The organism is Seonamhaeicola sp. NFXS20, assembly GCF_049132085.1.
Taxonomy (GTDB): Bacteria; Bacteroidota; Bacteroidia; order Flavobacteriales; family Flavobacteriaceae; genus Seonamhaeicola.
On sequence record NZ_JAFMPU010000002.1, the window covers coordinates 106284 to 118826 of the forward strand.

Genomic DNA, 12543 nt, shown 5'->3' on the forward strand with positions numbered 1-12543 from the left:
TTTGGCATTTAAAAAACGTAATAAATATTAGGTTTCATTTGGTATATTTTTTGAATTAAAAACCTTGTTAAAGCATGTATAATTTAAAAATAAATCAAGATGAAAACATTGCAGCTTATACCATTGTTTTGTCTGTTATTTTTTAATTGTTCAGGACAAGACAAACAAAAACAAGCAGAAGACACTAAAATTAAGCCAGATGAAAACATTACTGTAAATAAAGAATATGATGAATTTGGCAATCTAACACGTTATGATTCTATTTACTCTTACAGCTATTCTTCAAATGGGAAATTAAGCGATAGCCTCAAACTAAGATTTCAAAAACATTTTAATAGTCATTCTATTTTTGATGATTCTTTTTTTGAAGATTTCTTTGGAAAAGATTCAATTACAGGAGGTTTTTATCCAGAAAACTTTTTCTATAATGGGTTTAAAAACCACAATAAGCATATTGAAAATATGATGAAACGCATGGATTCAATACAACAACTATTTTTTTATGACGAACCAAAAACCCTCATACCAAAAACATCAAAAAAAGAGAAAACTTTAAATAAAGTTTAGCTAATACCTCCTAGTTGTTAAATACTGTTAAATAAAGATTAAAACCAGTCTTATGGCTGGTTTCTTTGTTTATATTTGAGACTTAGCTAAATAAAAACTATGCGAAAATATTTGCTCCTTTTAGGCTTTGTAATAACTTCTCAAATTAACGTGTTAGCGCAAAAACCCGCAACACCAGCATCATCAAAAATTTACGAATCTATTCAAAAATTAAACTTTTTGGGTTCTGTTTTGTATGTTGCAGCACACCCAGACGATGAAAATACGCGTTTAATTGCCTACATGTCTAACCACATAAAAGCAAGAACTGCTTATTTATCACTCACAAGAGGTGATGGAGGACAAAACCTTATTGGTCCTGAAATTAGAGAGCTTTTAGGCGTTATTAGAACCCAAGAACTACTTGCTGCTAGACGTGTTGACGGTGGCGAACAAATTTTCTCTAGAGCCAATGATTTTGGCTACTCTAAACGCCCCGAAGAAACACTCTCTATTTGGGATAAAGAACAAGTATTAAGCGATGTAGTTTTAGCTATAAGAAAGTTTAAACCAGATGTTATTATCAATCGTTTTGACCACAGAACACTAGGCACAACCCATGGGCATCATACAGCTTCTGCTATGTTAAGTTTTGAAGCTTTTGATTTAGCTGCTAATAAAACCGCATTTCCTGAACTATTAGAATACACAAGTACATGGCAACCAAAACGCTTATTTTATAACACTAGTTGGTGGCGCTATGGCAGTCAAGAAAAATTTGATGAAGTAGACAAAAGCAATATGACAAGCTTTGATATTGGAGTGTATTATCCGCTTAAAGGTTTGTCTAATAATGAAATTGCTGATATTGCCAGAAGTCAACACCTATGTCAAGGGTTTGGTAGATTATCGCAAAGAGGGTCTCAAAAGGAATATATTGAATTTATAAAAGGTGAAAAACCCGAAGGAGATGATATTTTTTCGGGAATTGATACCTCTTGGAGTCGTATAAAAGGTGGTAACGCTATTGGAAATATTTTATATGAAGTTGAAAATAATTTCAATTTCACAAACCCTTCAACTCATTTACCACAGTTAATAAAGGCATATAAGTTACTTCAAAACATTGATGACCAGCACTGGAAAACTATAAAAACCCAAGAACTTAAGCATATTATTGAAATGTGTGCTGGTTTGTATCTAGAAGCATCGGCATCAACACCTGCAATTGCTACTAATAACAGCGTTAAAATAGAAATTGAAGCCTTAAACAGAAGCACCTCTAATATTACACTTAAAAGCATCAATATTTCACCTTTAAATCAACAAGAAAACACAGATATTTCACTTCAAAATAATAAAAAATTTACATATACTTTTAATAGCATTATTCCTAAAAATATCGCAACCACCAATCCGTATTGGTTAAATGAAAAAGGTACTTTGGGTATGTATAAAGTTAATGATAAAACCATTATTGGAAATCCAGAAACCAAAAGAGCACTTCAAGCTAATTTTGTATTAGATTTTGATGGGTATACTATTAATTTTGAAAAAGACGTTATTTACCGTTATTCAAAACCAGACAAAGGAGAGTTATACCGTCCGTTTGAAATCATCCCCGAAGCATCAGCTAAAATTTCTGAAAAAGTTATCATTTTCAACAATAATAAGCAACAAGATATTTCAGTAATTGTAAAAGCAGAAAGAGATAATTTAGAAGGCCATGTAGAGATTTGTCATCCTAATGACTGGAGCGTTTACCCTAAAAACCAAAAAGTTTCAATAAAACATAAAGGCGAAGAACAAACCTTAGTGTTTACAGTAATTCCTCCTAAAAATGAAAGCGAAGGTTTTATAAGTCCTATTGTTCATGTTGGAGATAAAAGTTACACCAAAGAATTAATAGACATAAGTTATGAGCACATTCCACATCAAACTGTTTTACTACCAAGTGAAAGCAAAGTGGTACGCTTAGATATTAAAAAACGAGGTGAAAACATTGCTTATATTCAAGGTGCAGGAGACGTGGTTCCTGAAAGTTTAGAGCAAATTGGTTATAACGTTCGCATTATTAAAACCGAAGAAATAACAGCCGAATTATTAAGTAATTTTGATGCTGTTGTAGTTGGTATTAGAGCTTACAATACTTTAAATGCATTAGATTTTAAACAACAAACACTATTTGATTTTGTTGCTAAAGGTGGTAATATGATTGTGCAATACAATACATCGCACAGGTTAAAAACAAAACAATTAGCGCCATATAAATTAAAATTATCACGAGATAGAGTAACCGATGAAAATGCCAACGTTACCTTTTTAAATCCTAAACATGAGGTGCTAAATTTCCCTAATAAAATAACACAACAAGATTTTGATGGGTGGACACAAGAACGCGGTTTATATTTCCCTAGTGATTGGGGAAAAGAATTCACCCCTATTCTATCTATGCATGATAAAAATGAAAGTCCTAAAAACGGCAGCTTATTAATAGCTAAACATGGAAAAGGATATTATATTTATACTGGTTTAAGCTTTTTTAGAGAGTTTCCTGCAGGTGTATCGGGTGCTTACCGCCTCTTTGCTAACATGCTTTCTTTAGGTAAAAAAGACCTTAAACTTGAAGCTAAATTAAACGATTAGTTATGGCAAAAGAAAACCAACCAAAACAACCTTGGCTTAAACTCTACTCTATTGTTTTAATAGCTAATGCTATCTATTTCATTTTATTTTACCTAATTATGAAAGCCTTTTAATATGCAACTAAATTGGATAGATTGGATTGTTTTATGCATCACACTATTAGCCATAGTAAGCTATGGAACTTGGCAAACAAGAGGTAGTAAAAATGTAAAAGATTATTTAAGGGGCGGCAATAAATCAAAATGGTGGACTATTGGTTTATCGGTTATGGCAACTCAAGCCAGTGCCATTACCTTTCTATCAACACCAGGGCAAGCTTTTAATGATGGTATGGGCTTTGTACAGTTTTACTTTGGGTTGCCAATAGCCATGGTAGTAATTTGTATGGTATTTATTCCCTTATACCACAGACTTAAAGTATATACAGCCTACGAGTTTTTAGAAAGCAGATTCGATTTAAAAACCAGAACCCTAACCGCTATTTTATTTTTAATTCAGCGTGGTTTAGCTGCAGGCATCACTATTTTTGCTCCTGCTATAATTCTATCAGTTGTATTGGGGTGGGATTTATTAACTCTAAATATTGTTATTGGGTGTTTAGTAATAATCTATACGGTTTCTGGCGGAACACGAGCAGTAAACGTTACTCAAAAACATCAAATGGTGGTTATCTTTTTTGGTATGTTAACCGCATTTTTTATTATTTTTAGTAAACTTCCAGAAAATATTACCTTTACCAAAGCACTAAGCATTGCTGGAGCAAGTGGCAAAATGGAAATCTTAGATTTCTCTTTCAGTTTAAATAACAGATACACTTTTTGGAGCGGTATTATTGGTGGTACGTTTTTAATGCTTTCTTATTTTGGAACCGACCAAAGTCAAGTGCAACGTTACTTATCTGGTAAATCTGTAAAAGAAATGCAGTTAGGTCTCATTTTTAATGGTTTATTAAAAGTGCCCATGCAATTCTTTATTCTGTTGGTGGGCGTTATGGTTTTTGTTTTTTACCAATTTAATGAAGCACCTGTTAACTTTAATCCCACCGCTACCGAAATGGTTTTAAATTCTGATTATGCAAATGATTTTAAAGCACTTCAGCAAGAACAAAAAAGTATTTTTAATGATAAACAGAAAATTATAAATTCTTTCATTAACAACACAAATGATAAAGCAGCTCAATATATAGCTTTTGCTAATGAGGCTAATGATGAAATTAGAAATGAAGCTAAATTACTTATTGATAAAGCTGCTAAGGAAAACAATATAAAAGTTGAAAGTAACGATAAAGATTATGTGTTTATTCATTTCATTTTAAATAATCTTCCTCGCGGACTCATAGGATTATTATTAGCGGTTATTTTAAGTGCAGCCATGTCTAGTACTGCCAGTGAGTTAAACGCATTAGGCTCTACCACAACCATAGATTTATACATTAGAAATAGTGGTGAAAAAACAGAAAAAGAAAAAGTAAAAGCATCGCGTTGGTTTACATTTATCTGGGGTATTTTAGCAATTGGGGTTGCGTGTGTTGCTAATCTTGCCGAAAATTTAATTCAGCTTGTTAACATTATCGGCTCTATTTTTTACGGTAATGTTTTGGGTATATTTTTATTGGCATTCTTTTTTAAATTTGTAAAAGGCAATGCCGTATTTATTAGTGCCCTAATTACACAAGTAATTATCATTGCGCTTTATTTTTTAAATGAATATGAAATAATAAATCTGCCTTTTTTATGGCTCAACTTTGTGGGTTGTATTATTGTAATTGCCATAGCTTGTTTACTTCAATTGTTTAACTTAAACAATAAAGAACTTGAAAGATAAAGTTATAAACTGGGGCATTATTGGCTGCGGAAATATTGCCAACAAATTTGCTAAAGATTTACTTACTGTAGAAAACACAACCTTATACGCGGTTGCCTCTAGAACACAAAAAAAAGCAGATGCATTTGCATTAGAATACAATGCTAAAAAAGCCTTTGCTAGTTATGAAGCATTGGCTAAAGATAAAAATATTGACGCCGTTTATATTGCCACCCCACACGCACTGCATAAAGAAAACACACTACTTTGTTTAGAACATGGTATAGCGGTTTTATGTGAAAAACCTTTTGCTATGAACAGCAATGAAGTTGGTGAAATGATAGCTAAAGCTAAAGAAAAAAACGTGCTTTTAATGGAAGCACTTTGGACTTATTTTTTACCACACTACCAATACGTTTTAGATTTGGTAAAAACCGAAACTTATGGTAAAATATTAAAACTTGAAGCCGATTTTGGTTTTTACAGAGCCTTTAATAATAATGCGCGACTTTTTAATAAAAACCTTGGTGGCGGTAGTTTATTAGATATTGGCATCTACCCTATTTTTGCTGCATTATCAACCTTAGGAATACCAAAAAACATTAAAGCTGATGCTACTTATTTTGAAAATGGTGCCGACTCGTCTTGTAATATAACCTTCAATTATGAAAATGGAGCTACTGCTTTACTAAAAAGTACCTTAGTTGAAGATACCCCTACTGAAGCTACATTTTATTGCGAAAAGGGAACCATTAAAATTAATTCTATGTTTCATGCGCCTTCTACTGTAACTATAACTTCAAATGGAACAGATGTTACTAAAGACTTTGGTTATAACACCATTGGTTACAACTACGAAGCCATTCATTTTAATGAGCTATTAAGACAAGGTAAAACCGAAAGTGATATAATGACTTTTGATTTTAGCAAAAACCTTATTAAGCTTCTTGATGATGTTAGAAGCATCATTAATTTACATTATTAATCACTAGAGACTTGTTTTTTTTACTTTAAGTCTTTTTTATTTGTCTAAATGTAAAGTTTGTTTTACTTTTGAAACATCAATTTTAAAACGAACAGTTATGAAAACAAATTATTTATTACCAAACAAGTTTAAAATTCCAGGGTGGATTTTATTAATTTTTGGAATTATTACTGGTTTAACTTTTATATACCCTAATTATGAAAAGGAACCCATACAGATAAAAGTATTATCTATATTTAATGAATCCGTTTTAGGTTCTACAAATGGGGAGTACTTTAAAATTATTGAAACAGGATTTTTATTTGAATTAAGTGCGCTTGCTATTATATTTGGTGGGTTAATGATTGGTTTATCTAGAGAAAAGGTTGAAGATGAATTCATTTATAAACTAAGAAAAGATTCCTTAATTTGGGCAATTATATTTAATTATGCTGTATTAATATTAGCTATTTTATTTATTTACGAGATGAGCTTTTTTCATGTCATGGTTTTTAACATGTTCACTCCCTTATTATTCTTTATAATACGTTTTAATTTTTTAAAACAAAAAAATAAAAGTTATGAAGAATAGTATAAAAGTACAACGGGCTATTTTTGATATGACTCAAGCAGATTTAGCAAAAGCAATTGGTGTTAGTAGACAAACTATAAATGCCATGGAAAAGAATAAATATGTACCCTCTACGGTATTATCATTAAAAATAGCGAAGCTTTTTAAAAAGCCTGTTGAAGAGATTTTCTTTTTAGATGACACTGACTAATATTTATAAAATACATTTAGCAAACACGCCCGCGTTAGGGATTGCAGTGAAAAGCCCACAGTGAGGTACGAACGAGGACTTGCAACGTAAAGCCCGACCCGATAGGGTAACGCCCAAATTATTATAATAAAAAAGCGCAACTTTAAAAGCTGCGCTATGTTTATTTTTTAGAGTTATTAAAAACTATAGGGCTCCCCATTCTTTTAGAGAGTCTTGATTCATTTTTACATAACCTTTGTTACCTTCTTTTTCTGCCAACTTTAAAGATGATTTTGCTGCAGTAATAGCTCCTTTTTTATCTCCTGCCTTGGCATGTATTAAAGCTTGTTTTCTTAAAATCCAAAAACGAGGTTGGTCTTTGGTCATTTCAACAGCTTTATCAATCCATTCCATAGCTTTTTCTATGTTTTTATTAGATTCTAGATAATAAGTGGCTGCAGCATAATAATCGTTAACACTTGGTCCGCTCATTACCTCATTTATACTTGCCAAAACACCCTCATCTGTAGGAACAGTAAATGGTACCGCTACATAAGTTTTCTCCCAAATAAACTCTAAATGCCCGCCGTTATTAGAAATGTTATTAATATCTATAGCAAAGGTTTCTACATTAAAAGGAACTGGGTATGATTTTACTGTGGTTTTTAAGGCAACTTTAGTTTCATCCCATTCTTTTGGTGCGCCCCAGTTATTGGTGTCTTTATAAAAATAAACCTCCCAAGATTCTTCACCTGGTTTGGTAAAAATAGCGTAACTGCCCGCTTTTAATGTTTGCCCATCTATGGTAGCATTAGTGTTAAAAGTAATTATTGTATTTTTATTTGCGCCAGTGCGCCAAATCTCTCCGTAAGGCACTAAACCGCCAAATACTTTTCTTCCTTTTACTCCTGGTCTAGAATATTCAATAGTAATATCTGTTAAGCCTACCTTTTGCTCTAATTTAGCTGTAGGACTGGGTTGTGGTGCTTTTACTTGAGCCTGAACCGAATATACGGTAGCAAATGTGATTAAAAGTAATAGTAATTTTTTCATTGTTTTAGTTTTTAATAATTAGGTTTTTCTTGTCTAAAATTAAGGATTATAGCATTGGTTAATGTTAATAAAAGCTTAAAAATAGTTGTTTTATACAGCCTAACAATTAATACATCTTAATTTTTTGCTTTCCTCGATTATACTTTAATAATCTAGTATTAATAACATTTAAGAGCCTTTTAAGACCATTAATAATAAGATTTATTTATAAGTATATAAATTATTTTGTTTAACTTTTTGTGTTATTTGTTAAACAAATAGTATATTTGAGTAAATATTTATTACATGTCTGATAAAAAAACAATTTCAAAACAAGATATTACTAAGCAGTTTATGAACTATGTTCTAGAGCATAATGCTAATCCTATTTCTGTATATGCTTTTGCTAAACTAAATGGCTTTAATGAAGCCGAATTCTACAAGTATTTTGCTTCTTTTGAAGCCATTGAGAAAGGTATTTTTGAAACGTTCTTTACAAATACAATTAAGGTTTTAAATAGTAGTGAAGATTATAATGCTTTTGATGCAAGAAACAAACTATTAAGCTTTTATTACACTTTTTTTGAAAATCTAACCGCTAACAGAAGTTATATTAAACTTATTTTAAATAAACATAAAAACTCTTTTAAGGGTTTAAAAACACTAAGTGGTCTAAAACAACATTACACCAACTATGTGGGTGAATTAGACATACAAACACTAGATGTTAAACAAGAACAGTTAGAAAAACTCCAAGATAGCGCCTTAAAAGAATCGGCGTGGATACAACTTTTAATGACCATGAAATTTTGGTTAGAAGATACTTCTGTTTCATTTGAAAAAACCGATGTATTTATAGAGAAATCTGTAAACACAACATTTGATGTTTTAGATGCAGCTCCCATAAAAAGTGTTATAGACTTGGGTAAATTCCTTTTTAAGGAGCAATTTCAAATGAATTAAACCACTATGAAAACCATTGATAATATACCCACATCTAAAATTCAGCGAGCAACCAAATTGGTTTCTACCGGTGCAAAAGTTGGTGTAAACTATTTAAAATATTATGGCGATAAAATTGTAAATACCCAAGAAGACGCAAAAGAGCGTTTAAATAAAAACAACGCCAAAGATATATACAATGGACTAAAACAATTAAAAGGCAGTGCCCTTAAAGTGGCTCAAATGCTTAGCATGGAAAAAAGTATTTTACCTCAGGCCTATGTTGAGAAATTCTCTCTAGCACAGTTTTCAGTACCACCCTTATCGCCTCCTCTAGTTATAAAAACATTTAAAAAATATTTTGGTAAACACCCCAATGAATTATTTGATACTTTCAATGCAACTTCTGTAAATGCTGCAAGCATCGGTCAGGTGCACATAGCAACTAAGAATGGGAAAAAACTTGCTGTGAAAATCCAATATCCAGGAGTTGCAGAAAGTATTGCATCAGATTTAGCCATGGTTAAACCTGTTGCCATGAGTATGTTTAATATTAAAGGAAAAGATTCTGACAAATACTTTAAAGAAGTAGAGCATAAACTTATTGAAGAAACCAATTATATTTTAGAGCTACAACAAAGCAAAGAAATTGCCTCCGCTTGTGCACACATTAACAATTTAAGATTTCCTGAATATTACCAAGAATTATCTTCTGAACGTATTATTACCATGGATTATATGGATGGCGAACATCTTTCAGAATTTACGTTGCACAATACCAATCAAGACACTGCAAATAAATTAGGACAAGCCCTTTGGGATTTTTACATGTACCAAATTCATAATTTAAAAAAAGTACATGCAGATCCTCATCCTGGGAATTTTCTAATTTCTAAAAAAGGTGAATTAATAGCTTTAGATTTTGGATGTATGAAATCTATTCCAGTAGAATTTTACATTCCTTATTTTGAATTAGCAAAACAAGAAAACATTGCTAATCGCAATTTTTTTATAGCTAAACTTCATGAGTTAGAAATTTTAAAAGTTAGTGATTCTAAAGAAGAAAAAGAATTTTTCACTAATATGTTTTACGAGATGCTAAGTTTGTTTACCCAACCTTTTCATCAAGAAAATTTCGACTTTTCTAATGCAGATTTCTTTGGGAAAATTGCACAATTAGGAGAACGCTATTCTAAAAATTCCGATTTAAAAAAGATGAATGGTAACCGTGGTTCTAAACATTTCATTTATATAAATAGAACATTTTTTGGTTTGTATAATTTAATGTTCGATTTAAAAGCGCAAAATATCAAAATAAACAACTACTTAAAATTATAATACTTAACAAAAGTAAAAATAACGCTACGGATGCAAAAAATCCAAAGCATTAATACAAAATAAAATGACCATTCTAGTAACAGGAGCTACCGGCTACATAGGCAAACGCTTAATACCTTTGTTATTAAACCAAGGTCATAAGGTAGTTTGTGTGGTTCGCGACAAATTACGTGCCGATAAAAATTACATAGAAGACCCTAATATTTTTGTTATTGAAGCTGATTTTTTAAACCACAAAACACTAAAAAACATTCCTCAGAACATAGATGTTGCGTATTATTTAATTCATTCTATGTCTAATTCTTCTAAAAACTTTGAGTCTTTAGAAAAACAATGTGCCTTTAATTTTAAAAATTACATAGAAACCACACAAACAAAACAAGTTATATACCTAAGTGGTATAACCAATGAAGATTATCTTTCTAAGCATTTACAATCTAGAAAAAATGTAGAAACCATATTAAAATCTAAACATTATGCTTTAACCATTTTTAAAGCAGGTATCATAGTGGGGTCTGGGAGTTCTTCTTTTGAAATTATTAGGGATTTAGTTGAAAAACTCCCCATTATGGTAACTCCAAAATGGTTAAATACCAAAACACAGCCCCTAGCTGTTAGAGATGTTTTAACCTTTTTATTTAGAGCAGCAGGAAATAAAAATGTGTTTAACCAAACGTATGATGTCTTTGGCCCAGAAATAATTACGTACAAAGAAATGTTACTACAATTTGCCGAAGTACGAGGTTTAAAACGATATATTTTAACCGTACCAGTAATGACACCAAAATTATCTTCTTACTGGCTTTATTTTGTAACCTCAACATCTTACAAACTAGCCACTTCTCTAGTTGCTAGTATGGGTGTACCAATTATAGGCAAACCAAGCAACATTAATACTATTTTAGAGGTTAATCCAATTACATACAAAGCAGCTGTAAAACTAGCTTTTGAAAAAATTGAGCAAAATAGTATTGTGTCTAGTTGGAAAGATTCTATGGTTAGTAGTGGTAAATTAAGAAAGCGTTTACACCAATACGTGAATGTTCCCAAATATGGTTGCTTTACTGATTATAAGGAACGCCCTGTTATTAATGCAGAAAAAACCATTAATAAAATTTGGAGCATTGGTGGAAAGAATGGCTGGTACTATGGTAATTTTTTATGGCGCATTAGAGGGTATATAGATAAACTTTTTGGTGGTATAGGTTTAAGGCGCGGACGTACTAACCCTACCCAACTAGACGCAGGAGACGCTTTAGACTTTTGGCGTGTTATTTTTGCAAATAAAAAACAACAAAAACTGTTACTTTATGCCGAAATGCGCTTACCCGGAGAAGCTTGGTTAGAGTTTAAAATAGAAGAACATAAACTTAAACAAACAGCAACATTTAGACCGCGCGGACTTTGGGGTAGATTGTATTGGTACTCTGTATGGCCGTTTCATGGCTTAATTTTTTCTGGTATGATTAATAAATTGACATACGTAGAAAATTAAACTTGAATTATCTCATTTAGCTACAGCCAATTTATTACTAATTAATAATATTTAAGACTCAATTAAAAATAATTAAAAACATGGATTTAATAAACAAAGCATTAGAATTTGAACAAAGAAAATTAAGATCGCTTTCAACAAGTGATCGTGTTAAAATTTCAAGAGAAGCCAAAGCGCTCATTTTAGGTTTAAATAAAATATATAAAGAAAAAAAAGATGAGAAAATTATGGATATCATGAAGCGCTTAACCGCTATTAAAAGAAAGGTTGAAAAACGACTAAAAGGTCATATCTCTATTTAAGTCAACAAATTAAAAGACCGGGATACTATGAGAACAATTATTGTAATTGGCGGAAGCAAAGGCATAGGTAACGCTATAATTACCAAACTTCTTACTTCCTGCAAAGTGATAAACATAAGTAGAACATCTCCTGAACTAGCACATGAAAATTTAACTCATTTTAGCTGCGATGTTACTCAGGATGAACTCCCTAGTATTAAGAATGCAGATACATTAATTTATTGTCCCGGAAGTATAAACTTAAAACCTATTTCTAGGTTATCTATTGATGATTTTAAAAATGATTTTGAAATAAACGTCCTTAGTGCTGTTAAAGCCATTCAAAAATACTTACCCATTCTTAAAAACGCCAATGCTCCCTCTATTCTTATGTTTAGTACAGTTGCAACTAAACTAGGCATGCCTTTTCATGCCAGTATAGCTGTGGCAAAATCTGGTGTAGAAGGTTTAGTAAAATCTTTAGGTGCAGAATTAGCTCCCAAAGTTCAAATTAATGCCATTGCCCCAACAGTTACCAATACACAATTGGCATCAAAACTACTTAGAAATGACAAGATGATTGAAAATATAACTGAACGTCACCCACTAAAAAGAATTTTGTCTCCTTATGAAGTTGCAGATATGGCGCTGTTTTTAATATCAGATAAAAACACAGCCATTTCAGGACAAATATTTGAAATGGATTGCGGTATTGTAAGCTTTAAAATTTAATTA

12 protein-coding genes are annotated in these 12543 nt (G+C 31.5%); 11 read left to right on the forward strand and 1 reads right to left on the reverse strand.

Going from position 1 to position 12543, the window contains the following annotated elements; all coding sequences use genetic code 11:
• Nucleotides 1–99: 99 nt before the first annotated feature.
• The 6 genes from J1D01_RS03615 (at nucleotide 100) to J1D01_RS03640 (ending at nucleotide 6741) form a co-directional block, all read left to right on the forward strand.
• On the forward strand, nucleotides 100–567 hold the full coding sequence (locus J1D01_RS03615; protein WP_421149865.1) for a hypothetical protein: 468 nt from the start codon (nucleotides 100–102) through the stop codon (nucleotides 565–567).
• Between the two features lie 99 nt (nucleotides 568–666).
• Entirely contained in the window at nucleotides 667–3192 is a 2526-nt protein-coding gene (locus tag J1D01_RS03620; protein ID WP_421149866.1) for a PIG-L family deacetylase, read from the forward strand.
• A 114-nt stretch (nucleotides 3193–3306) separates the two neighbouring features.
• The gene (locus J1D01_RS03625) at nucleotides 3307–5016 is read left to right on the forward strand and encodes a sodium:solute symporter (protein WP_421149867.1); all 1710 of its coding nucleotides are present in this window, start codon (nucleotides 3307–3309) and stop codon (nucleotides 5014–5016) included.
• Nucleotides 4997–5980, forward strand: a complete 984-nt coding sequence (locus tag J1D01_RS03630; protein WP_421150196.1) for a Gfo/Idh/MocA family protein — start codon at nucleotides 4997–4999, stop codon at nucleotides 5978–5980. Before J1D01_RS03625 ends, J1D01_RS03630 begins: the two co-directional genes overlap by 20 nt.
• A 97-nt stretch (nucleotides 5981–6077) precedes the next feature.
• The gene (locus J1D01_RS03635; RefSeq protein WP_372937855.1) at nucleotides 6078–6551 is read left to right on the forward strand and encodes a hypothetical protein; all 474 of its coding nucleotides are present in this window, start codon (nucleotides 6078–6080) and stop codon (nucleotides 6549–6551) included.
• Nucleotides 6541–6741 (forward strand): helix-turn-helix transcriptional regulator, encoded by a 201-nt coding sequence (locus J1D01_RS03640; RefSeq protein WP_372937856.1) that lies wholly within the window; start codon nucleotides 6541–6543, stop codon nucleotides 6739–6741. Before J1D01_RS03635 ends, J1D01_RS03640 begins: the two co-directional genes overlap by 11 nt.
• A 183-nt stretch (nucleotides 6742–6924) precedes the next feature.
• Here the strand turns inward: J1D01_RS03640 and J1D01_RS03645 are convergent, their stop codons facing one another.
• Entirely contained in the window at nucleotides 6925–7773 is an 849-nt protein-coding gene (locus J1D01_RS03645) for a DUF2911 domain-containing protein (protein WP_372937857.1), read from the reverse strand.
• Nucleotides 7774–8058: 285 nt separating this feature from the next.
• Between J1D01_RS03645 and J1D01_RS03650 the strand changes: the two genes are divergently transcribed.
• The 5 genes from J1D01_RS03650 to J1D01_RS03670 all read left to right on the forward strand — a co-directional run bounded on the left by J1D01_RS03650 (nucleotide 8059) and on the right by J1D01_RS03670 (nucleotide 12540).
• Nucleotides 8059–8715 carry a TetR/AcrR family transcriptional regulator gene (locus J1D01_RS03650; protein WP_421149868.1) on the forward strand — a complete coding sequence of 219 codons (657 nt, stop codon included), beginning with the start codon at nucleotides 8059–8061 and terminating at the stop codon, nucleotides 8713–8715.
• 6 nt (nucleotides 8716–8721) lie between these two features.
• Nucleotides 8722–10032: an ABC1 kinase family protein gene (locus J1D01_RS03655; protein WP_421149869.1), complete on the forward strand. Its 1311-nt coding sequence runs from the start codon at nucleotides 8722–8724 to the stop codon at nucleotides 10030–10032.
• A gap of 64 nt (nucleotides 10033–10096) precedes the next feature.
• Nucleotides 10097–11527, forward strand: a complete 1431-nt coding sequence (locus tag J1D01_RS03660) for an SDR family oxidoreductase (RefSeq protein ID WP_372938322.1) — start codon at nucleotides 10097–10099, stop codon at nucleotides 11525–11527.
• 80 nt (nucleotides 11528–11607) lie between these two features.
• Nucleotides 11608–11829, forward strand: a complete 222-nt coding sequence (locus tag J1D01_RS03665) for a hypothetical protein (protein WP_372938324.1) — start codon at nucleotides 11608–11610, stop codon at nucleotides 11827–11829.
• A 27-nt stretch (nucleotides 11830–11856) separates the two neighbouring features.
• Nucleotides 11857–12540, forward strand: coding sequence for an SDR family NAD(P)-dependent oxidoreductase (locus tag J1D01_RS03670; RefSeq protein WP_421149870.1), 684 nt, complete (start codon nucleotides 11857–11859; stop codon nucleotides 12538–12540).
• The last annotated feature ends 3 nt before the right edge of the window (nucleotides 12541–12543 follow it).

What these genes read in the sequence shown, in the direction of transcription:
- J1D01_RS03615 (WP_421149865.1), top strand. Translation starts at nt 100, where the DNA reads ATGAAAACATTGCAGCTTATACCATTGTTTTGTCTGTTATTTTTTAAT.
- J1D01_RS03620 (WP_421149866.1), top strand. Translation starts at nt 667, where the DNA reads ATGCGAAAATATTTGCTCCTTTTAGGCTTTGTAATAACTTCTCAAATT.
- J1D01_RS03625 (WP_421149867.1), top strand. Translation starts at nt 3,307, where the DNA reads ATGCAACTAAATTGGATAGATTGGATTGTTTTATGCATCACACTATTA.
- J1D01_RS03635 (WP_372937855.1), top strand. Translation starts at nt 6,078, where the DNA reads ATGAAAACAAATTATTTATTACCAAACAAGTTTAAAATTCCAGGGTGG.
- J1D01_RS03640 (WP_372937856.1), top strand. Translation starts at nt 6,541, where the DNA reads ATGAAGAATAGTATAAAAGTACAACGGGCTATTTTTGATATGACTCAA.
- J1D01_RS03645 (WP_372937857.1), bottom strand. Translation starts at nt 7,773, where the DNA reads ATGAAAAAATTACTATTACTTTTAATCACATTTGCTACCGTATATTCG.
- J1D01_RS03650 (WP_421149868.1), top strand. Translation starts at nt 8,059, where the DNA reads ATGTCTGATAAAAAAACAATTTCAAAACAAGATATTACTAAGCAGTTT.
- J1D01_RS03655 (WP_421149869.1), top strand. Translation starts at nt 8,722, where the DNA reads ATGAAAACCATTGATAATATACCCACATCTAAAATTCAGCGAGCAACC.
- J1D01_RS03660 (WP_372938322.1), top strand. Translation starts at nt 10,097, where the DNA reads ATGACCATTCTAGTAACAGGAGCTACCGGCTACATAGGCAAACGCTTA.
- J1D01_RS03665 (WP_372938324.1), top strand. Translation starts at nt 11,608, where the DNA reads ATGGATTTAATAAACAAAGCATTAGAATTTGAACAAAGAAAATTAAGA.
- J1D01_RS03670 (WP_421149870.1), top strand. Translation starts at nt 11,857, where the DNA reads ATGAGAACAATTATTGTAATTGGCGGAAGCAAAGGCATAGGTAACGCT.